Raw genomic sequence first — 20069 nt, 5'->3', positions numbered from 1 at the left:
GCCGAGCTACTGACCCCGGCATGACGGCCCCCAGCGCCCCGTAGGATGGAGGACATGGCGAAGACCGGTACGACGACCCAGGGGCTGCGCGCGGCGATCGAGCGCAGCGGCTACTACCCGGCCCTCGTGGCCGAAGCGGTGGAGGCCGCTGTAGGCGGCGAACCGGTCGCCTCATACCTCGTGCACCAGGAGACGACGTTCGACTCCAACGAGGTCCGCCGGCACGTCACGGTCCTCGTCCTGACCGGCAACCGCTTCATCGTCAGCCACACCGACGAGCAGGCCGCCGACACCACCTCCCCGGCGCCGTACGCCACCACCTCCACCGAGTCGGTCAAGCTCGACCGGATCTCCTCCGTCGTGGTCAGCCGCGTCGTCGCCAATCCGGAGAAGTACGTTCCGGGCACCCTGCCCCGCGAGGTCGTCCTGACCATCGGCTGGGGCGCCGTGTCCCGCATCGACCTGGAGCCCGCCGCCTGCGGCGACCCGAACTGCGAGGCGGACCACGGGTACACCGGCAACACCACCGCCGACGACCTGAGCCTGCGCGTCAGCGAGGCCGGCGACGGCCCGGACACCGTGCGCCAGACGCTCGCCTTCGCCCAGGCGCTCTCCGAAGCGACCGCCGCGGCCGACCGCTGATGGCGCAGCCCGCCTGGTCCGACCCGGTTCCGCTCGCCCTGGACACCGCGCCCGCCCCCGAGTACGGCAGCGGCTCGCTCGCCGACCTCCTGCCGACCCTGGCGGCAGGCATGGACGTACCCGGCACGACCGCCGCGATCCCCGAGCTGACCCCCGCCGACCGCAACTGCGTGTTCCTGATCGACGGCCTCGGCTGGGAGCAGATCAAGGCGCACCCGGAGGAGGCCCCGTACCTCCACTCCCTCCTCGGCACCTCGCGCGGCGGCACCGGCCGCCCGCTCACGGCGGGCTTCCCCGCCACCACCGCGACCTCGCTCGCCTCGGTCGGCACCGGCCTGCCGCCCGGCGCGCACGGCCTGCCCGGCTACACCGTCCGCGACCCGCAGACCGGCGCGCTGATGAACCAGCTGCGCTGGAAGCCGTGGACCGACCCGCACGTCTGGCAGCCGTACCCCACGGTCTTCCAGCTCGCCGACGCCGCGGGCGTGCACACCGCGCAGGTCTCCTCGCCCGACTTCCAGCACACCCCGCTGACCAAGATCGCGCTGAGCGGCGGTACCTTCCGCGGCAAGCTCACCGGCGAGGACCGGATGGACCTGGCCGCCGCCGAACTGGCCGCCGGGGACCGCTCGCTGGTCTACACGTACTACAGCGAGGTCGACGGCAAGGGCCACCGCTTCGGCATCGACTCCGACGCCTGGCGCGGCCAGCTGATGTACGTCGACCGGCTCGCCCAGCGCCTCGCCGAGCAGCTCCCGCCCCGTTCGGCCCTCTACATCACCGCAGACCACGGCATGATCGACATTCCCTTCGACGAGGAGTCGCGCATCGACTTCGACGAGGACTGGGAGCTCGGCGCCGGTGTCGCCCTGCTGGGCGGCGAGGGCCGGGCCCGCCATGTGTACGCCGTCCCGGGCGCCGAGAGCGACGTGCTCACCGTCTGGCGCGAGGTGCTGGGCGAGCAGTTCTGGGTGGCGAGCCGGGACGAGGCGATCGCGGCCGGCTGGTTCGGCCCGGACATCGACGAGCGGGTGCGGGGGCGCATCGGCGACGTCGTCGCCGCGGCCCACGACGACGTCGTGGTCGTCGCGTCGCGCCGCGAGCCGCACGAGTCCGCGATGGTGGGCATGCACGGTTCCATGACCGCCGCCGAGCAGCTCGTCCCGCTCATCGAAGTCCGCCCGTAACCTCCCGCCTGTGCCCGTACAGACCCGAAAGGTCCGCAACCCCTCATGCCCGAGCTGGTGTTCTTCTCCGGAACGATGGACTGCGGAAAGAGCACCCTCGCTCTTCAGATCGAGCACAACCGGTCTACGCGCGGCCTCCAGGGCATGATCTTCACGCGCGACGACCGGGCGGGCGAGGGCAAGCTCTCCTCCCGCCTGGGCCTGGTCACCGACGCCGTCGAGGCGGCCGACGGCTTCGACTTCTACGCGTACCTCGTCGCCCACCTCTCCCAGGGCAACCGCGCCGACTACGTGATCGTCGACGAGGCGCAGTTCCTCGCCGGCGAGCAGATCGACCAGCTCGCCCGCGTCGTCGACGACCTGGAGCTCGACGTCTTCGCCTTCGGGATCACCACCGACTTCCGCTCCAAGCTCTTCCCCGGCTCGCAGCGCCTGGTCGAACTCGCCGACCGGGTCGAGGTGCTCCAGGTCGAGGCGCTGTGCTGGTGCGGCGCGCGGGCCACGCACAACGCCCGCACCATAGGCGGCGAGATGGTCGTCGAGGGCGCCCAGGTCGTCGTCGGGGACGTCAACCAGGCACCGGGCGAGATCGGTTACGAGGTGTTGTGCCGCCGCCACCACCGGCGCCGGATGACGGCCGCCGCCGCGCACGCCGGGGCCCTGTCGCCCGACGTGCTGCCCGTCGACCCGTCCTCCCTCACCGAACCGGTCAGCCGCCCGGCGTCGTCACGATCGTGAACACCGCGCCCTCGGGGTCCGAGACGGCCGCCGCGCGCCCGTTGACCGTCTCGTGGGGCGGTCGCAGCACGTGCCCGCCCAGCTCGATCACCAGGCGGGCCGACTCGTCGGTGTCCGCGACCTCGAAGTACGTCATCCAGTGCGCGCCGCGATCCCGCGGCAGGTCCTGACCCACGCCCCGCACCGACGCCACCGGGCAGCCGCCGAGACGCAGCGTCAGCCGGTCCGGGCCGGCCGGCTCCGCCTCGTACCCGAAGACGGCGGCGTAGAACTTGCCGACCGTGGACGCCTCGCGCGTCATCAGCTCGTTCCAGACGGGGGTGCCGGGGCTGCCGGCGACCGCCGTGCCGAGGTGGGCCGCGGCCTGCCAGACGCCGAAGACGGCGCCCGCTGGGTCGGAGGCGATCGCCATCCGGCCGGCGGCGCCCGCGTCCAGCGGTCCGACGCCGACGGTGCCGCCGTGGCTGCGGATCGACTCGGCCGTGAGATCGGCGTCGTCCGTCGCGAGGTACGGCGTCCACGCGATGGGCAGATGCCGGTCGGGCGGCAGTTGTCCGATGCCCGCGACCTCCTTGCCGTCGAGCATCGCCCGTACGTACGGGCCGAGCTGCTGCGGCCCCGGCTGGAACTCCCAGCCGAACAGGGCTCCGTAGAATTCCTGCGTGGTGGCCAGGCCGTGCACCATCAGACTCACCCAGCAGGGCGCACCGGGCGTCCGCCGCCGGGTCGCTGCCTCGGTCATCGTCACTCTCTCCTCGGACCATCGTGGTGGTCGTGCGGGAACGGGCGCTCCGTCGTGCGGCCGTGAAGGCCGTCGAGCCGCGAAGCCGTGAGGCCGTGGGCCGTCGGGCCGTGAAGGGGCGCGCCCGTGCAGATGCTTGCACCACCTGTCGTGCCGCGCGTCCCGGCCGCGCCGCTTTCTGAGGGTTGCCGCAGGAGAATGCCCGATTTGGCATTTCTCATCCCGTTCCGGCTCGATGGCCGTACGGTGTCGGTCGCAGGGAAGGCTGCGCAAGGATGGCACGTATGAATGCCATCATCACCGCAGCCGAACTCGTCGGCGAGTTGACCGCCGGCCGGCCGCCGGTTCTTCTGGACGTCCGCTACCAGATGGGCGGTCCGCACGGCCGCGCCGCGTACGAGGCGGGCCACCTCCCCGGAGCCGTCTTCGTCGACCTCGAAGCGGAACTTGCCGATCCGCCCGGTCCCGGCGGCCGTCACCCGCTCCCCGGCGTCGAGGAGTTCGGCGCGGTCATGCGGCGCGCGGGCGTCCGCCACGACACTCCCGTCGTGGTGTACGACGGCGGGCAGGGCTGGGCGGCGGCGCGGGCCTGGTGGATGCTGCGCTGGACGGGCCACTCCGACGTACGGGTCCTGGACGGCGGCCTCGCGGTGTGGCCCGGCCCGGTCGAGACGGCCGTGCCGGCCCCGGAGACCGGCGATTTCCGGCCAGTCCCCGGCGCCGTACCGCTCCTCGACGCCGACGGAGCCGCCGAACTGGCCCGCACCGGGCTGCTGCTCGACGCCCGGGCGGGCGAGCGGTACCGGGGCGAGGTGGAGCCGATCGACCGGGTCGCCGGTCACATCCCGGGCGCGGTCTCCGCCCCGACCATGGAGAACGTCGGCCCGGACGGCCGCCTGCTCCCGGCGTCCGAACTGGCCGCCCGCTTCAGGTCCCTCGGCGCCGGCGAGGACCGCCCGGTCGGCGTCTACTGCGGATCGGGCGTTTCCGCCGCGCAGCAGGTGCTGGCCCTGGAGGTCGCGGGCATCCCGGCGGCGCTGTACGTGGGGTCGTGGTCGCACTGGTCCGCCGACGGCTCCCGTCCGGTCGCCACCGGAGCCGAACCCGGCTGATTCGCGCAGGGTGGGTAACTCCGCATGCGGAAGGGCCCGTACGCCGAACGTACGGGCCCTTGCGCTCAAAGCGTCTAGTCCTGCTTCTTGCGACGCGTACCGAACACGATCTCGTCCCAGCTCGGTACGGCGGCCCGCCGCCCGGGGCGCACCCCGTCGGCCTCCGCCTGGCGGTCCGTCGTACCGGTGAGCCGGTCGCGATGACCGGCGACGGCCCGCGGCATGAGCACATCGGCGTACGCCGCACCGGCTCCGGACGCGGCGGAGGCGGCGGGCTCCTCGGCCTCCTCCGGCTCCTCCGACTCGGGTTCGGTCACGGGCGGTTCCGACGCCGGGGCCGGCCGCTCGGGCACCACCATGTCGCCGCGGAAGCTCGGTACCGCCTCCAGCAGACTGGTCAGCGAGTCCCGTTCGCCTCCGCCTGCCTCGTCCACGTCGGACGAGGGCGCGGCGGACCGCTCCAGCTGCCGGTCGAGCGAACGGTCCAACGGCCGGTCCCTGGGCAGCCGGGCGATCCGCGGCACGAACGGGAAGCTCGGCTCGGGTGCGGCGGCCGTGTCGTCCGTCTCACCGATCAGCGCGCGCGCCTCGTCGTCCACCGCCTGTACGAGCCGCCGGGGCGGGTCGTACGTCCAGCTCGCGGAGTGGGGCTCGCCCGCGACGCGGTAGACCAGCAGCACTTCCCACGTACCGTCGTCGCGCCGCCACGAGTCCCACAGGACCGTTTCCTTGTCGGCGCCGCGCAGCAGCAGGCGCTCCTGCACCGCCTCGCCGAGCTGCGGCCCGGTCCCGGTGTTCTCGCCGGGACGGCGTACGGGGGTCTTCCGCGCGCGCTCGGCCATGAAGGCGCGCTCGGCGAGCACCGGCCCTTCGAAGCGGCGTACGCGGTCGACGGGGATGCCGGCGTGCTGGGCGACCTCCTCGGCGGAGGCACCGGCCCGTATACGCGCCTGGATGTCCCGAGGGCGGAGGTGGCTCTCCACCTCGATCTCGATCTGGCCGAGACGGGCGCGGTCGTTGCGCACCGCGGCACGCAGCCGCTCATCGATCGGAAGCGTGTACTCCGTGCTGTCAGCAGCCTTCAGCACCAGTCGTGTGCCGTCATTGGAGACGGCCACGACACGCAGTTCGGGCATGGGAACCTCCCGGGTGGTGCCTGCCGACGTCACGTGCGTCGCTGCTTCCGCTAGTCGAGTGTGGCCTGCCCGGGTGCAGCCTGCCACAACCTTGCCCCGTTGCCCGGCGTGTCGGGCATCAGCCCGGGATCGCCGTTATGGCACGGTTACCGTTTCGCCACTCATGGTGACCCCTTCGTCACCGTGAGCAGTGGGCGCCCGCGATGGAGGCCGGACCCAGGGCTCGCCACAGTACTCCATTCGGGCCATGGGGGTGGACCGGCGCGCCACCGAAGTTCTCGTGGGGTACGGGAGTTGGACTCGCTCCCTTGCCTCCACAGCCCCTCTCAAGTGGCCTGCTTCACAGAATCGCCCGAAACGGAACTATCCACTTCGCCCAAATGTCCCTACCTGTTGCGGGGTGGGACAGATGGGCCAGATGGGTGAGATGGGTATTCAGAGGCTGAGCACGGACGGGAAGCCCGAGGCGGACGGGGCGGAGCCGAAGAATCCGCGACTCGACCTGAGCGTGGCTCAGGTGGCGGGCAGCGCGGTGGCCGCGGTCGTGGCGGCGGTGCTGGCGTCCCGGCTCGGTGTGTACGGGACGATCGTCGGCGCGGGAGTCGTCAGCGTCGTCGCGACCAGCGGCGGCACGGTCTTCCAGCACCTGTTCCGGCGCACCGGGGAGCAGCTCCGCGAAGTCACGGTCCACGCGAAGCCGAAGGCCCGTCAGGTGCCGGCGCGCGCACCGGCCGCCGAGGACGCGACGCGGACCGGGCTGCCGCGTACCGTCACGCCGCCGGCCGACGTGCCGGACGGGCGGTTCAACGAGGCCACCACGCACGGGACCCGGGTCCGGGGCCGGCGGAGGTCCCTCCTCGCGGCGCTCGTCGTCTTCGTCCTGGCGATGGGGGGCATCACGGCGTACGAACTGCTCTCGGGCGGCGACCTCAGCGGCGGCAGGGGCAGCACGGTCGGCAACGTCCTGCGCGGCGGCGACCGGCACCGGCAGGAGACCCCGCCCTCGCGCGCGCCGGACCCGCGGACCCCGGACAGCGGCTCGCCGTCGCCGGGCGCAGGGGCGACGGTGCCCGGCGGCCGGAGCCCGGGTTCCGGACAGGGCGCCGGGGAATCCGGCACCTCGCCCGCCCCGGGCCGGACGCCGCCGACCGCGCCGGAGGGCACGGCCGGGACCGGCGGGACGACCGGCCCGGCGACCCCCACCCCCACTCCGACGCCGTCCGCCGGGGGCGGCTCCGACGCGGGCGATCCCGGACAGGTGCCGGAGACGGGCGGCCCCGACGACGACGCGCCGGCCACCACCGCCCCGGACACGACCCCCGCGCCGTAGGGCGCGGGCGGCGGGACCTACTCGCCCAGGACGCGGCGCAGGTAGTCGTTGGCGAAGCGGCGCTCGGGATCCAGGCGGTCGCGCAGCGCCGTGAACTCGGCGAAGCGCGGGTACACCCCGGCCAGGTACTCCGCGTCGCGCGTGTGCACCTTGCCCCAGTGCGGCCGCCCGCCGTGCGCGGTCATGATCCGCTCCACGGCCGTGAAGTACGCCTGGTACGGCGTCCCCCGGTACAGGTGCACCGCGATGTACGCCGTGTCCCTCCCCGACGCCGTGGAGAGCGCGATGTCGTCCGCCGGGGCCGTACGGACCTCCACCGGGAAGCTGACTCGCAGCGGCGAGCGTTCGATCAGCGCCTTCACCTCGCGCAGCGCCGCCACCGCCGCCTCGCGCGGAACGGCGTACTCCATCTCCATGAAGCGCACCCGGCGCGGGCTTGTGAAGACCTTGTAAGGGATGTCCGTGTACGTACGGGCCGACAGCGCGCGGCTGGAGACCTTGGCGATCGCGGGGACCGCCGCGGGAAACACCCGGCCCACCGAACAGGCCACCTGGAAGACGCCGTTGGAGAGCAGCTCGTCCTCGACCCAGGCGCTGACCCGGCCGGGCGGGGCGGCGGGGCCCGCGCTGCGGTTGTTTCGCTTGGTGTTGCAGTTGCCCGTGTGGGGGAACCAGTAGAACTCGAAGTGCTCGTTCTCGGTGTACAGCTCCTCGAAGTCTGCCGTGACCCGGTCGAACGGCATCGGCTCCTCGCGCGCCGTCAGCAGGAAGACCGGCTCGACGGCGAAGGTGATCGCCGTGACGACGCCCAGCGCGCCGAGCCCCACTCTGGCCGCCCCGAAGATCTCGGCGTTCTCCTTCTCGGAACAGGTCAGCATCGACCCGTCCGCGAGCACCAGCTCCATCGCGCGGATCTGCGCGGCCGTCGCGGCCGAGTCGCGGCCCGTGCCGTGCGTGCCGGTGCTGGTCGCGCCGGCCACCGTCTGCGCCATGATGTCGCCCATGTTGGTGAGCGACAGGCCCTCCCTGGCGAGCGCCACGTTCAGGCGCTTGAGCGGAGTGCCCGCCTCGACGGTCACCGTCCCGGCCTCGCGGTCGATCGCGCGGATGCCGGTCAGCAGGTCGGGGCGGATCAGCAGGCCGTCGGTCGCGGCGGCCGCGGTGAACGAGTGGCCCGTGCCGACCGGCTTCACCTTCAGCCCGTCCGCCGCGGCCGCGCGCACGGCCTCGGCGAGCTCCTCGGCCGAGGCGGGGGTCACCTCCCGGGCCGGCCGGGCGGTGACGTTCCCCGCCCAGTTACGCCACGTGCTCGCTGTCCTGGACGCCGTCCTCGATGTGCCGGCCATCAGTACCGTGCCCTCCCCGCGTCGGTGCCGGCGTGCGAAGCCGGCGATACCCCAGGAACGCCACCAGGGCCGCGAGGACTCCCGACGCGACGGGCACCGCGTACCCCGCGTCCGCCCCCGCCGCGTCGACCACCCAGCCTGCGGCCGAGGAACCGAGAGCGACGCCGACGGCGAGCCCTGTCCCTGTCCAGGTCATGCCCTCGGTCAGTTTGGTGCGCGGTACGTGCTGCTCGATGAGAGCCATGGTGGTCACCATCGTGGGTGCGATGGACAGGCCCGCGACAAAGAGCGCCACGGCCAGCAACGGCAAGTTCCCGGCCAGTAGGAGGGGGATCATACTCACGGCCATGGCGCAGACGCCCACCAGCCACCTGGTGGATGCCCGCCCCTTGAGACGCAGCAGCCCGAAGACCGCCCCGGCCAGGCAGGAGCCCAGCGCGTAGACGGCCAGGACCAGGCTGGCCGCCGCCTTGTGGCCCTGCTCCTCGGCGAACGCCACCGTCACCACGTCGATCGACCCGAAGATCGCCCCGACGGCCACGAAGGTCGCCACCAGCACCTGGAGGCCGCGGGAGGCCAGCGCGGAACCGCCGGTGTGCTCGTCACGCGGATGCGGGACGGGCTCGGTGGCGCGCTGGGCGGTCAGCCAGAAGACACCGACGACCAGGAAGACCGCCGCGAGCAGCGGACCGGCCTCCGGGAACCACGCGGTCGACAGGCCGATGGAGATGATCGGCCCGAAGATGAAGCAGACCTCGTCGGCGATCGACTCCCAGGAGTACGCCGTGTGCAGCTCCTGCGGGGAGCCCCGGTAGATCTCGGCCCAGCGGGCCCGGACCATCGAGCCGACGCTCGGCACGCAGCCGGCGCCCGCCGCGAAGACGAACAGCGTCCAGTCGGGCGCGCCCTGCTGGGCGCAGACCAGCAGCCCCGTGACCGCCCCCGCCGCGACCAGCGTGGCGGGGCGCAGGACACGGCGCTGCCCGTACCGGTCGACGTAACGCGATATCTGGGGGCCCATCACGGCGGCCGCCATGGCGAGCGTGGCCGAGAGGGCGCCCGCCAGTCCGTACCGGCCGGTGAGCTCGGAGATCATGGTGACGATGCCGATGGCCATCATGGAGATCGGTATCCGGCCGAAGAATCCGGCGACGGAGAACGCCTTGGTGCCGGGGGTGGCGAAGATCGCGCGGTACGGACTGGGCAAGGGGCGCTCCGGTAAGGCGTATAGGTGGAGCTTGCATCTTACGGTCGCCGCGCGGCTTGCCGCACGGCGGTTTCACCGGCGCCGCGCACGGGTGGCAGGATCGTTCCCATGCCCGATCAGCGCGATCCAGCCCCTTACGACGCCCTGCTGCTTCTCTCCTTCGGCGGCCCCGAAGGCCCGGACGACGTGGTCCCGTTCCTGGAGAACGTCACCCGCGGCCGCGGCATCCCCAAGGAGCGGCTCAAGGAGGTGGGGCAGCACTACTTCCTCTTCGGCGGAGTCAGCCCGATCAACGAGCAGAACCGCGCGCTCCTCGACGCCCTGCGCAAGGACTTCGCCGAGCACGGTCTGGACGGCCTGCCGGTCTACTGGGGCAACCGCAACTGGGCGCCCTACCTCGTCGACACCCTGCGCGAGATGGCCGCGGACGGCCGCCGCCGCATCGCCGTGCTCGCCACCAGCGCGTACGCCTCGTACTCCGGCTGCCGCCAGTACCGCGAGAACCTCGCCGAGGCGCTCGCGACCCTGGAGGCCGAGGGGACCGAGCCGCCGCGCGTGGACAAGCTGCGGCACTACTTCAACCACCCGGGTTTCGTACGCCCGATGGTCGACGGGGTCCTCAAGTCCCTGGCGGAGCTGGACGAGGGCGTACGGGCGGGGGCGCACCTCGCCTTCACGACGCACTCGATCCCCACGGCGTCGGCGGACACGTCCGGGCCCACGGGGGAGCACGGCGACGGCGGCGCGTACGTCGCCGAGCACCTGGACGTCGCCCGGCTGATCGCCGAGGCGGTACGGGAGGAGACCGGCGTCGCGCACCCCTGGCAGCTCGTCTACCAGTCGCGCAGCGGAGCCCCGCACACCCCCTGGCTGGAACCGGACATCTGCGACCACCTGGAGGAGCGGCACGCGGCGGGCGTGCCGGCCGTGGTGATGGTCCCGATCGGCTTCGTCTCGGACCACATGGAGGTCCTCTACGACCTGGACACCGAGGCCACCGCCAAGGCCGCCGAACTCGGGCTGCCGGTGCGGAGGTCCGCGACCGTCGGCGCCGACCCGCGTTTCGCCGCCGCCGTGCGCGAGCTGCTACTGGAGCGGGCCGCCACCGAGCGCGGGTTCGTCGTGGAGCGGTGCGCGCTGGGGGCGCTGGGCGCGAGCCACGACCTGTGCCCCGTGGGGTGCTGCCCGGCCCGTTCGCCCAAGCCCGCGGCCGCGGGCGCCGACAGCCCGTACGCCTGACCAGGGAGAGCCCGTGACCGATCCCCTCTCGACCGAGCTGCTCGAAGTCGCCCTGGAGGCCGCGCGGCGGGCCGGCGCGCTGCTGCGGGACGGGCGGCCGGCCGATCTCGGCGTGGCCGCCACCAAGTCCAGTCCCATCGACGTCGTCACCGAGATGGACCTCGCCGCCGAGAAGCTGATCACCGGCTTCCTCGCCGAACACCGCCCCGACGACGGGGTCCTGGGCGAGGAGGGTGCCAGCAGCGCGGGGACGTCCGGCGTCCGGTGGGTGATCGACCCGCTCGACGGCACGGTGAACTACCTCTACGGGCTGCCCACTTGGGCGGTGTCCATCGCGGCCGAGCGGGACGGCGAGACCCTGGTCGGGGTCGTCGCGGCGCCGATGCGCGGGGAGACGTACCGGGCGGTGCGGGGCGGCGGAGCGTACGCCGGCGGTACGGCGCTGCGGGTGCGGCCCGCGCCGCCGCTCGACCAGGCGCTGGTCTCCACCGGCTTCAACTACGTCGCGACGGTGCGCGGCCACCAGGCGGACGTGGCGCAGCGGCTGATCCCGAGGCTGCGGGACATCCGGCGCGGCGGGTCGGCGGCGATCGACCTGTGCGACGTGGCCGCCGGGCGGCTGGACGGGTACTACGAGCGCGGGCTCAGTCCGTGGGACTTCGCCGCGGGCGACCTGATCGCCCGGGAAGCGGGCGCGGTGACCGGTGGGCGGCCCGGTGAGCGGCTGTCGGGCGAACTGACGATCGCGGCATCACCCGGAGTCTTCGGCCCGCTCCAGGCCCTCCTGGAGGAGTTCGGCGCCTGGCACGACTAGCCCGACGGGCCGCCGGCCCACCGGGCAGGAACCGCCGCGGCACGACAAGGGCCCCGGCGCCTTCCACGGCATCGGGGCCCTCGTACGCGCTCCGGGTGCGCTGCGCGCTCGTACGGTCGACGGGGCAGGTCACGCGCTCGCGGCGGTCACCTGCACGCCGTGCTCCGCGGCGAGGCGGTGCAGGTCCTCCAGCTCCGCCTGCTCCACCTCCGCCAGGAAGTCGTCGCCCGTTTCGCGAGCCATCGTGAGGTCGGATTCCGTGGCCTTTATGCGCTGCAGCAGGCCTGCGGTGAAAGCGTCCATGGGTTGCGCCCCCTCGTCATGGGTCGGTGGCACGGGGGTGTGCCGGGGGTGGAGTGGTCGATCACGTGGCGTGCCGAATACAGGGCGTGATCGCGGGGTGTGCAGTCGTCCTCCCCACAGCCCGCCTCAGGAAAACCTCAACTCGCCCGGGAATCATGGAAATCCCCCCTCACGGCTGTCCTCCTGCTCTTTCCGGCCCTATCGCCTTACCGCCGGTTTATGGCCGAAAGGGGCAGGATGGCAGCACACAGCGACTGGACAACACCTGCCCGCATGGGCGGTCGGCGGAAGGATTTACGACGTGCGCGTACTCGTCGTCGAGGACGAGCAGCTGCTCGCCGATGCGGTGGCCACCGGACTGCGCCGGGAGGCCATGGCCGTCGACGTCGTGTACGACGGAGCGGCCGCCCTGGAACGCATCGGGGTGAACGACTACGACGTCGTCGTGCTCGACCGGGACCTCCCACTGGTTCACGGGGACGACGTCTGCCGGAAGATCGTCGAGCTGGGCATGCCCACCCGCGTCCTGATGCTCACCGCCTCCGGTGACGTCAGCGACCGCGTGGAGGGCCTGGAGATCGGCGCCGACGACTACCTGCCGAAGCCCTTCGCCTTCAGCGAGCTGACCGCGCGGGTACGGGCCCTCGGGCGCCGTACGACCGTCGCGCTGCCGCCCGTCCTGGAGCGCGCCGGCATCAAGCTCGACCCGAACCGCCGCGAGGTCTTCCGCGACGGCCAGGAGATCCAGCTGGCGCCGAAGGAGTTCGCGGTGCTGGAGGTGCTGATGCGCAGCGAGGGCGCCGTCGTGTCGGCCGAGCAGCTGCTGGAGAAGGCCTGGGACGAGAACACCGACCCGTTCACCAACGTCGTCCGCGTCACCGTCATGACGCTGCGCCGCAAGCTCGGGGAACCGCCGGTGATCGTCACCGTGCCCGGCTCCGGCTACCGGATCTGACGGCGTGGCCGCGACCCCGGCGCCCCCCATGGCGCCGCCGAAACCCACCTGGGACCCGAGGGAGCAGGAACCCTCGTTCCCCTGGCTCCGCCCGACCATCCGCATACGGCTCACCCTGCTGTACGGCGGGATGTTCCTGATCGCGGGCATCCTGCTGCTCTCGATCATCTACCTGCTCGCCGCCCAGGCCCTGGCGGTCGGCAGCGACCTGCCGTTCAAGATCGTGAGCGGCGAGGTCAAGAGCACGGTGTGCGACCTGCCCGGCAACGCCACGCCCGACCAGTTCAACGCGGCCGTGAACGCCTGCGTCAACGACCAGCGGCAGCAGGCGCTCGACGAGCTGCTCAGCCGCTCGCTGCTCGCCCTGCTGGGCCTCAGCGTGATCGCCTTCGCCTTCGGTTACGCGATGGCCGGACGCGTCCTCTCGCCGCTCGGCAGGATCACGCGCACGGCCCGCCGGGTGGCCGGCACCGACCTGACCCGGCGGATCGAGCTGGACGGGCCGGACGACGAGCTGAAGGAGCTCGCCGACACCTTCGACGAGATGCTCGACCGGCTGGAGCGGGCGTTCACCGCCCAGCAGCGGTTCGTCGGCAACGCGTCGCACGAGCTGCGCACGCCGCTGGCGATCAACAGGACGCTGCTGGAGGTGCACCTGTCGGATCCCGGGGCGCCCCCGGAGCTCCAGCAGCTCGGCAAGACCCTGCTGGCCACCAACGAGCGCAGCGAGCAGCTCGTGGAGGGCCTGCTGCTCCTCGCCAGCAGCGAGAACCAGATCACCGAGCGCAAGCCCGTGGACCTGGCCGAGGTCGCCTCGCGCGCCATCGACCAGGCGCACGGCGAGGCGGCGGCGAAGGGCGTGGAGATACGGGGCGAGCGCGCGCCGGCCGTCGTGCAGGGCAACGGCGTACTGCTGGAGCGGATCGCGCTCAACCTGGTGCAGAATGCGGTGCGCTACAACGTGCCGGAGGACGGCTGGGTCGAGGTCACCACCGAGGTCGGCCACGGCCAGGCCCTGCTGGTCGTCTCGAACACGGGTCCCGTGGTTCCCGCGTACGAGGTGGACAACCTCTTCGAGCCGTTCAGGCGCCTGCGGACCGAGCGCACCGGCAGTGACAAGGGCGTCGGTCTCGGCCTCTCCATCGCCCGCAGCGTCGCGAGGGCTCATGGAGGCCGTATCATCGCGGAGCCCCGCGAGGGCGGTGGCCTTGTGATGCGCGTCACGCTTCCGGTCTGAGACGTTTCGCGCAGCCACGCGGCTGTTCGCTTTAAGCGGAATTATTGGGACCTTGCCAGGATCGGTGCGTGTGTGATCGATCACAGGTTCCGATTTCCCGCCATCTACTCTCCGTGATCGCGAACTTCCCCGGAAAACCGGGAAAAGTCCGGGTTTCCTGGGGGTGAGATAACGGGAAGTACACGAGGTGGCGCTCGTGCAGTGCGACATTCGGACCGTGTACGGTCCCGATCGCCATCCCAACCGATCACCCCTGAGGGGATCGGTTGGGTGTCGATTGAGTAACAGACCTTGATGTGAGGCAAAATCTCCGCCTCAGGTCGGGCACAAGTCCGGCCTCTCACGCGTTACGTGCGCTGAGACACCGCAACTACCCAGAGGGGGAGAGCGACAGTGGCAACGGATTACGACACCCCACGCAAGACCGATGACGACGTCGATTCGGACAGCCTTGAAGAGCTCAAGGCACGTCGGAGCGACAAGACGGCATCGGCCGTTGACGTGGACGAATTCGAGGCGGCGGAAGGGCTCGAACTGCCCGGCGCCGACCTGTCCAACGAAGAGCTCGCCGTCCGTGTCCTGCCCAAGCAGGCCGACGAGTTCACCTGCATGAGCTGCTTCCTGGTGCACCACCGCAGCCAGCTGGCCAGGGAGAAGAACGGTCAGCCGATCTGCCGCGACTGCGACTAGGACGGGCCGGCCGTGGCAGGCGCGACACCGTCCTGGAAGAAGCGCTTCCGGCGCGGCAAGGATGTGCCGGAGGCGCCGCACGACGTGAGCGCGGCCGTCGGCGCACGTGACGACGAGCGGGGCCTGCCGGCCTCGCTCGAAACGGCGGAAGGGCCCACCGCGAGGGCCCGGCGCCTGGCGGCTGTCAGGCATGGCGTACGGAAGGGCGGCCAGAGCGCGATGGCCGGTATCGGCCACCTCGCCGACCGGGTCATCGAGCTGGCGCCGCGCGTCCCCGTGCGTGACCTGCCGACCCTGCGCAAGCAGTTCCCGGGCCTCGGCCCGGAGCAGATCGCGGACAAGCTGGTGGCGGGTGCGGCCCATGGCACCTCCACCGTGGGGGCGGGCATCGGCGCCGCGGCCATGCTGCCCGTACCCCCCGCGATGCCCGCGGAACTGGCCGCGGAGATCACCGGCGTGGCCGCGATCGAGCTGAAGCTCATCGCCGAGCTCCACGAGGTCTATGGCCTGCGGCCCCCCGGCGGGCTGGCCCAGCGCAGCACCGCCTACCTCACCTCCTGGACACAGGAGCGGGGGATCGACGTGACCAAACCGGCCACGTACAACACGGCGCTCGGCACGCAGATGAAGCGCCAGCTCCGGCAGCAGATCATGAAACGCATGATCCGCGACCTGCCGAACCTCATGCCCTTCATGGTCGGCGCCGCCGTCGGCGCCGTGATGAACCGCCGCGACACCCGAAGGCTCGCCGAACGCATCCGCAGGGACCTGCGCGGCGCGCAGATCCCCTGGGACGCCCTGCCCGAGCTGCCTCCCCTGGCGAAGCCCGACAGACCCGTGCTGCCCGAGGACTTCCGGGCCGGGCCGGAGCGCGGCCGCGAGGAGCCGGGGAGCTAGCCCGCCCGTACGGCCGCGAGAGCCGCGGCCAGGCCCTCGGGATCACGCGTCGAGAGGTACAGGTACGGCGTCGGGTCGGCCGGATCGGTGACCTCGACCCGCAGCGCCCCCGGGATGTAGCTGCGCAGCAGCATGTGGGCGCGGGTGTCGGCCTTGTGCGAACGCCAGGCACGGGCCTGCTCCGCGTCCAGCACCTCGGCCTCGCCCAGCGCGGAGACCGGGATGCGGGCGTCGCCGGCGATCAGCGCGTCCCCGACCACCCGGATGCGCTGCGAGCCGTACGTACTCACTCCCGCCGCGGCGAGCGCCCCGGCGCCGACGAGCCCGCCCAGCATCGGCAGGAGGCCCAGCGGCAGCAGCATCAGCCCGCCCGCGACGCCGATGAGTCCGGCGATCACCCACCAGGAGCGGGGGGCGGTCAGACGTTCTGTGTACTGCGGGGCGGAAGGCTGCATGAAACCAAGCTTGGCACGGCGCGACCTGCGTGTACCCGCGCGGGTAAGGTCTGCGCCTGTGAGCAATGAGAACTCCCGGGAGACGGCCCCCGGGTCCGCGGCCCTCAAGCCCCCGGCCGACGCCATAGCCCCGGTCCGGCACCCCGACGCACCGCCGCCCGGAGAGCTGCTCGGAGCGCACTACGCGCAGTGCTTCGGCTGCGGCGGGGAGCAGCCGCACGGGCTGCACCTCCAGGCCCGCGCCGGCGAAGGCGTGCGCGTCTCGGCCGAGTTCACCGTCAGGCCCGCCCACCAGGGCGCTCCCGGCCTCGCGCACGGCGGTGTACTGGCCACGGCGCTCGACGAGACGCTCGGTTCGCTGAACTGGCTGCTGCGGGTGATCGCGGTGACCGGCCGGCTGGAGACCGACTTCGTGCGTCCCGTGCCGGTGGACACCGTGCTGCACCTCGACGCCGAGGTGACCGCCGTGCACGGCCGCAAGATCTACTCCACGGCGACCGGACGCATCGGAGGCCCCGACGGGCCCGTGGCCGTCCGCGCCGACGCCCTCTTCATCGAAGTCAAGGTCGACCACTTCATCGACAACGGACGCCCGGAGGAGATCCGGGCGGCGATGGCCGACCCCGATCAGGCCAGGCGCGCCCGCGCCTTCGAGGTGAACCCGTGACCCGTACCCCCGTAGACGTGCTGATCCGCCGGGTCGACCCCGACGTACCCCTCCCTTCGTACGGACATCCGGGTGACGCCGGGGCGGACCTCGTCACCACCGAGGCCGCCGAACTGGCCCCCGGCGAGCGCGCGGTGCTGCCCACCGGGGTGTCTGTCGCGCTGCCCGACGGGTACGCGGCCTTCGTGCACCCGCGTTCCGGTCTCGCCGCCCGCTGTGGAGTCGCCCTCGTGAATGCCCCGGGGACGGTGGATGCCGGGTACCGTGGGGAAATCAAGGTGATCGTGGTCAATCTCGACCCGCGCGAGAGCGTGCGGTTCGAGCGCTTCGACCGGATTGCCCAACTGGTCGTCCAGCAGGTCGAGAAGGTGCGCTTCCACGAGGTCGCGGAGCTTCCCGGCTCGGCGCGGGCCGAGGGGGGCTTCGGTTCCACCGGCGGGCATGCCGCTGTGGACGGCCGGGCGGGTGGGAATCGATACGCATCGGTCGTATCCGACCGGGAAGGACAGTGACGTGTTCGGACGTCGCAAGAAGAGCGAATCCGCCGCGGATGTGGCGGGCGAGGCCGAGCAGGTCGTCGACGATGTCGAGCCTGACGCGGCCGCGGACGGCGACGGGTCGGTACGCAGGGTGAACCTGCCGCCGGCACCCCGCCCGGACGGTCCGTGGGACGTGTCCGAGGTGATGGAGCCCGGCGAGGGCCGGGTCGACCTGGGCGGCATGTTCGTGCCCGGGGTCGAGGGCATGGAACTGCGGGTCGAGGTCGCGGGCGACGCGATCGTCGCGGCGACGGTCGTGCTGCGTGACAGCGCCGTACAGCTCCAGGCCTTCGCGGCTCCCAAGAAGGAAGGCATCTGGGGCGAGGTCCGCGAGGAGATCGCGTCGGGCATCACCCAGCAGGGTGGCGTGATCGACGAGATCGAGGGCCCGCTCGGCTGGGAGCTGCGCGCGCAGGTCCCCGTACAGCTGCCGGACGGCACGGGCGGCGTGCAGATGGTGCGCTTCGTCGGCGTCGACGGGCCGCGCTGGTTCCTGCGCGGAGTGATCTCCGGCCAGGGCGCGGTGCAGCCGCAGGCCGCGGGCGTGCTGGAGCACGTCTTCAAGGACACCGTGGTCGTCCGGGGCGAGGGGCCGATGGCGCCGCGCGACCCGATCGTCCTCAAGCTGCCGAACGACGCGCAGATGGTGCCCGAGGGCGTCCAGCAGGAGGAGCAGGAGGGCTCACGCTTCTCCGGCGGAATGGGACAGCTCCAGCGCGGTCCGGAGATCACGGAAGTGCGCTGACACGCGACGACGCGGCAGGCGGGCCGCACTCCCCGGGGCCGGGGGGTGCGGCCCGCCCGCATGCGGGCCGCGGGCCGGGAACTCGGCGGCCTCGACACCGCCGACCGCGGCCGCATCGTCGTCGACGGCACCGAGCTCGCCGGCCTCGGCGAGGACGGCCTGCTGAAGCTGCGCCGCGACCGCGTCGGCTTCGTCTTCCAGTCCTTCGGCCTGATCCCCATCCTCACCGCCGCCGAGAACGTCGGCGTGCCGATGCGGCTGCGCAGGGCCGATCCCGGGGAGCGCGAGGAGCGGGTCGAGCTGCTGCTCGCCCTCGTCGGCCTCGCCGACCAGGCCGCCCAGCGCCCCGGCGAACTCTCCGGCGGCCAGCAGCAGCGCGTGGCCATCGCCCGCGCGCTCGCGAACAGACCGGCCCTGCTGATCGCGGACGAGCCGACCGGGCAGCTGGACGCTCGGACGGGTCTCGCCGTGATGGAGCTGCTGCGCGCGGTGGTGCGCAGCGAAGGCGTGACCGCGCTCGTCGCCACGCACGACGCCCAGCTCCTGGACCTCGCCGACCGGGTACTCGAACTGAGCGACGGCCGCCTCGTCGAGCACCGTTGAGCGCCGCCGGGGGGCGTCAGAGTCGCGTCAATACGGCCCCTCCACCCACCGTCCGTCCGTTTTGCCGGGAATCGGGGCTGTAGCTTCACCAGAGCCGGCCCGTCGGGCCGCGGTATTCGCCTGGAAGACAATGGGGCCATGGGACGCGGCAAGCTTCGGATCTACCTGGGTGCGGCGCCCGGTGTGGGCAAGACGTACGCGATGCTGTCCGAGGCCCACCGCCGTGTCGAGCGCGGCACCGACTGCGTCGTCGCCTTCGTCGAGCACCACGACCGGCCGCGCACCGAGGTCATGCTGCACGGCCTGGAGGAGATACGGCGACGCGAGATCGTCCACCGCGGCGCCGTCTTCACCGAGATGGACGTCGACGCGGTCCTCGCACGCCGCCCCGCCGTCGCCCTCGTCGACGAACTCGCCCACACCAACGTCCCCGGCTCGCGCCACGCGAAGCGCTGGCAGGACGTCGAGGAACTGCTCCAGGCCGGCGTCGACGTCATATCGACCGTCAACATCCAGCATCTGGAGTCCCTCGGGGACGTCGTCGAGTCGATAACCGGCGTACGGCAGCGCGAGACCGTACCCGACGAGGTCGTGCGGCGCGCCGACCAGATCGAGCTGGTCGACATGTCGCCCCAGGCGCTGCGCCGCCGCATGGCCCACGGCAACATCTACAAGCCGGACAAGCTCGACGCCGCGCTGTCCCACTACTTCCGCCCCGGCAACCTCACCGCCCTGCGCGAGCTGGCGCTCCTGTGGGTCGCCGACCGGGTCGACGAGTACCTCCAGCAGTACCGGGGCGAGCACAACATCCGCTCCACCTGGCAGGCGCGCGAGCGCATCGTCGTCGGCCTCACCGGCGGACCCGAGGGCCGTACGCTCATCCGTCGCGCCGCACGCATGGCGGCCAAGGGCTCGGGCAGCGAGATCCTCGCCGTCTACATCGCCCGCAGCGACGGCCTCACCTCGGCCTCGCCCAAGGAGCTCGCCGTACAGCGCACTCTCGTCGAGGACCTCGGCGGCACCTTCCACCACGTCATAGGCGACGACGTGCCGTCCGCGCTGCTGGAGTTCGCCCGGGGGGTCAACGCCAGCCAGATCGTGCTCGGCTCCAGCCGCCGCAAGGCCTGGCAGTACGTCTTCGGGCCGGGCGTCGGCGCGACCGTGGCCCGCGACTCCGGGCCGGACCTGGACGTCCACATCGTCACCCACGACCACGTCGCCAGGGGCCGCGGCCTGCCCGTCGCCCGCGGCACCCGCCTCGGGCGCACCCGGATCCTCTCCGGCTGGCTGGTCGGCGTCGCCGCGCCGGTCCTGCTGTCGCTGCTGCTCACCAGCATGGAGAACGGCCCCGGGCTCGCCAACGACGTCCTGCTCTTCCTCTTCCTCACCGTGCTGGCCGCCCTGCTCGGCGGGCTGCTGCCGGCGCTGGCCTCGGCCGCCGTGGGCTCCCTCCTGCTGAACTACTACTTCACCCCGCCCACCCGC

Annotated in this window: 21 protein-coding genes and 1 pseudogene; 16 read left to right on the top strand and 6 right to left on the bottom strand. The window is 72.4% G+C overall.

All coding sequences use genetic code 11. The features are described 5' to 3' along the window. The first annotated feature begins 54 nt into the window (after positions 1-54). From E2E34_RS16005 to E2E34_RS15995, 3 genes are read left to right on the top strand one after another with little or no spacing between them, the layout of a single operon-like run. Positions 55-642, top strand: coding sequence for a DUF5998 family protein (locus E2E34_RS16005; RefSeq protein ID WP_069930387.1), 588 nt, complete (start codon positions 55-57; stop codon positions 640-642). Beyond that, positions 642-1829: an alkaline phosphatase family protein gene (locus tag E2E34_RS16000; protein WP_138902578.1), complete on the top strand. Its 1188-nt coding sequence runs from the start codon at positions 642-644 to the stop codon at positions 1827-1829. The genes E2E34_RS16005 and E2E34_RS16000 overlap by 1 nt, the downstream gene beginning before the upstream one ends. 45 nt (positions 1830-1874) lie before the next feature. Then, complete coding sequence (locus E2E34_RS15995; protein WP_138902577.1) at positions 1875-2567, top strand: thymidine kinase; 693 nt, start codon at positions 1875-1877, stop codon at positions 2565-2567. On the opposite strand, the gene E2E34_RS15990 is transcribed toward E2E34_RS15995, so the two are convergent. Beyond that, positions 2539-3309, bottom strand: coding sequence for a VOC family protein (locus E2E34_RS15990; protein ID WP_138902576.1), 771 nt, complete (start codon positions 3307-3309; stop codon positions 2539-2541). The genes E2E34_RS15995 and E2E34_RS15990 overlap by 29 nt on opposite strands. Positions 3310-3593: 284 nt before the next feature. Here E2E34_RS15990 and E2E34_RS15985 point away from each other — a divergent pair, with 284 nt between their 5' ends. After that, positions 3594-4421: a sulfurtransferase gene (locus tag E2E34_RS15985; RefSeq protein ID WP_208765257.1), complete on the top strand. Its 828-nt coding sequence runs from the start codon at positions 3594-3596 to the stop codon at positions 4419-4421. A gap of 74 nt (positions 4422-4495) precedes the next feature. Here E2E34_RS15985 and sepH read toward each other — a convergent pair whose 3' ends face one another. After that, complete coding sequence (gene sepH, locus E2E34_RS15980; protein ID WP_138902574.1) at positions 4496-5557, bottom strand: septation protein SepH; 1062 nt, start codon at positions 5555-5557, stop codon at positions 4496-4498. Between the two features lie 427 nt (positions 5558-5984). On the opposite strand from sepH, the gene E2E34_RS15975 reads away from it, so the two are divergent. Continuing rightward, positions 5985-6887, top strand: coding sequence for a hypothetical protein (locus E2E34_RS15975; protein WP_138902573.1), 903 nt, complete (start codon positions 5985-5987; stop codon positions 6885-6887). Between the two features lie 17 nt (positions 6888-6904). On the opposite strand, the gene E2E34_RS15970 is transcribed toward E2E34_RS15975, so the two are convergent. Further along, positions 6905-8233: a D-arabinono-1,4-lactone oxidase gene (locus E2E34_RS15970; protein WP_138902572.1), complete on the bottom strand. Its 1329-nt coding sequence runs from the start codon at positions 8231-8233 to the stop codon at positions 6905-6907. Continuing rightward, positions 8184-9440, bottom strand: a complete 1257-nt coding sequence (locus tag E2E34_RS15965; protein ID WP_138902571.1) for an MFS transporter — start codon at positions 9438-9440, stop codon at positions 8184-8186. Before E2E34_RS15965 ends, E2E34_RS15970 begins: the two co-directional genes overlap by 50 nt. A gap of 108 nt (positions 9441-9548) precedes the next feature. On the opposite strand from E2E34_RS15965, the gene E2E34_RS15960 reads away from it, so the two are divergent. Further along, complete coding sequence (locus tag E2E34_RS15960) at positions 9549-10679, top strand: ferrochelatase (RefSeq protein ID WP_138902570.1); 1131 nt, start codon at positions 9549-9551, stop codon at positions 10677-10679. Between the two features lie 13 nt (positions 10680-10692). Beyond that, on the top strand, positions 10693-11493 hold the full coding sequence (locus E2E34_RS15955; RefSeq protein WP_138902569.1) for an inositol monophosphatase family protein: 801 nt from the start codon (positions 10693-10695) through the stop codon (positions 11491-11493). A gap of 129 nt (positions 11494-11622) precedes the next feature. On the opposite strand, the gene E2E34_RS35460 is transcribed toward E2E34_RS15955, so the two are convergent. Next, positions 11623-11796 (bottom strand): hypothetical protein, encoded by a 174-nt coding sequence (locus E2E34_RS35460; protein WP_167518296.1) that lies wholly within the window; start codon positions 11794-11796, stop codon positions 11623-11625. 301 nt (positions 11797-12097) lie between these two features. Here E2E34_RS35460 and E2E34_RS15950 point away from each other — a divergent pair, with 301 nt between their 5' ends. The 4 genes from E2E34_RS15950 (at position 12098) to E2E34_RS15935 (ending at position 15575) form a co-directional block, all read left to right on the top strand. Further along, positions 12098-12751, top strand: a complete 654-nt coding sequence (locus tag E2E34_RS15950; protein ID WP_138895681.1) for a response regulator transcription factor — start codon at positions 12098-12100, stop codon at positions 12749-12751. A gap of 4 nt (positions 12752-12755) precedes the next feature. Continuing rightward, on the top strand, positions 12756-13988 hold the full coding sequence (locus E2E34_RS15945; protein WP_138902568.1) for a sensor histidine kinase: 1233 nt from the start codon (positions 12756-12758) through the stop codon (positions 13986-13988). Positions 13989-14381: 393 nt separating this feature from the next. Beyond that, positions 14382-14678 (top strand): DUF4193 domain-containing protein, encoded by a 297-nt coding sequence (locus E2E34_RS15940; protein ID WP_028814145.1) that lies wholly within the window; start codon positions 14382-14384, stop codon positions 14676-14678. 12 nt (positions 14679-14690) lie between these two features. Further along, the gene (locus E2E34_RS15935) at positions 14691-15575 is read left to right on the top strand and encodes a hypothetical protein (protein WP_138902567.1); all 885 of its coding nucleotides are present in this window, start codon (positions 14691-14693) and stop codon (positions 15573-15575) included. On the opposite strand, the gene E2E34_RS15930 is transcribed toward E2E34_RS15935, so the two are convergent. Further along, positions 15572-16030, bottom strand: coding sequence for a DUF3093 domain-containing protein (locus E2E34_RS15930; RefSeq protein ID WP_138902566.1), 459 nt, complete (start codon positions 16028-16030; stop codon positions 15572-15574). The two genes, E2E34_RS15935 and E2E34_RS15930, sit on opposite strands and share 4 nt — an antisense overlap. A 58-nt stretch (positions 16031-16088) precedes the next feature. Here E2E34_RS15930 and E2E34_RS15925 point away from each other — a divergent pair, with 58 nt between their 5' ends. The 5 genes and pseudogenes from E2E34_RS15925 to E2E34_RS15905 all read left to right on the top strand — a co-directional run. Then, complete coding sequence (locus tag E2E34_RS15925) at positions 16089-16697, top strand: PaaI family thioesterase (RefSeq protein WP_138902565.1); 609 nt, start codon at positions 16089-16091, stop codon at positions 16695-16697. Further along, the gene (gene dut / locus E2E34_RS15920; protein ID WP_138895676.1) at positions 16694-17209 is read left to right on the top strand and encodes a dUTP diphosphatase; all 516 of its coding nucleotides are present in this window, start codon (positions 16694-16696) and stop codon (positions 17207-17209) included. The genes E2E34_RS15925 and dut overlap by 4 nt, the downstream gene beginning before the upstream one ends. Position 17210: 1 nt before the next feature. After that, positions 17211-17981: a DUF3710 domain-containing protein gene (locus E2E34_RS15915; protein WP_138902564.1), complete on the top strand. Its 771-nt coding sequence runs from the start codon at positions 17211-17213 to the stop codon at positions 17979-17981. An 81-nt stretch (positions 17982-18062) separates the two neighbouring features. Next, a pseudogene (locus E2E34_RS15910) lies at positions 18063-18584 on the top strand (ABC transporter ATP-binding protein); the annotation flags it as partial. A gap of 138 nt (positions 18585-18722) precedes the next feature. Beyond that, positions 18723-20069 (top strand): DUF4118 domain-containing protein (locus E2E34_RS15905; RefSeq protein ID WP_138902562.1); only part of this gene is annotated, 1347 nt, incomplete at its 3' end.

Source organism: Streptomyces albidochromogenes, assembly GCF_005981925.1.
Taxonomy (GTDB): domain Bacteria; phylum Actinomycetota; class Actinomycetes; order Streptomycetales; family Streptomycetaceae; genus Streptomyces; species Streptomyces albidochromogenes.
Note: the sequence above shows the minus strand (reverse complement) of the source record. Positions and strands in the feature narration are given on the sequence as shown.

What these genes read in the sequence shown, in the direction of transcription:
- E2E34_RS15970 (WP_138902572.1), bottom strand. Translation starts at nt 8,233, where the DNA reads ATGGCCGGCACATCGAGGACGGCGTCCAGGACAGCGAGCACGTGGCGT.
- E2E34_RS16005 (WP_069930387.1), top strand. Translation starts at nt 55, where the DNA reads ATGGCGAAGACCGGTACGACGACCCAGGGGCTGCGCGCGGCGATCGAG.
- E2E34_RS15975 (WP_138902573.1), top strand. Translation starts at nt 5,985, where the DNA reads ATGGGTATTCAGAGGCTGAGCACGGACGGGAAGCCCGAGGCGGACGGG.
- E2E34_RS15960 (WP_138902570.1), top strand. Translation starts at nt 9,549, where the DNA reads ATGCCCGATCAGCGCGATCCAGCCCCTTACGACGCCCTGCTGCTTCTC.
- E2E34_RS35460 (WP_167518296.1), bottom strand. Translation starts at nt 11,796, where the DNA reads ATGGACGCTTTCACCGCAGGCCTGCTGCAGCGCATAAAGGCCACGGAA.
- E2E34_RS15990 (WP_138902576.1), bottom strand. Translation starts at nt 3,309, where the DNA reads ATGACCGAGGCAGCGACCCGGCGGCGGACGCCCGGTGCGCCCTGCTGG.
- E2E34_RS15995 (WP_138902577.1), top strand. Translation starts at nt 1,875, where the DNA reads ATGCCCGAGCTGGTGTTCTTCTCCGGAACGATGGACTGCGGAAAGAGC.
- sepH (WP_138902574.1), bottom strand. Translation starts at nt 5,557, where the DNA reads ATGCCCGAACTGCGTGTCGTGGCCGTCTCCAATGACGGCACACGACTG.
- E2E34_RS15930 (WP_138902566.1), bottom strand. Translation starts at nt 16,030, where the DNA reads ATGCAGCCTTCCGCCCCGCAGTACACAGAACGTCTGACCGCCCCCCGC.
- E2E34_RS16000 (WP_138902578.1), top strand. Translation starts at nt 642, where the DNA reads ATGGCGCAGCCCGCCTGGTCCGACCCGGTTCCGCTCGCCCTGGACACC.
- E2E34_RS15985 (WP_208765257.1), top strand. Translation starts at nt 3,594, where the DNA reads ATGAATGCCATCATCACCGCAGCCGAACTCGTCGGCGAGTTGACCGCC.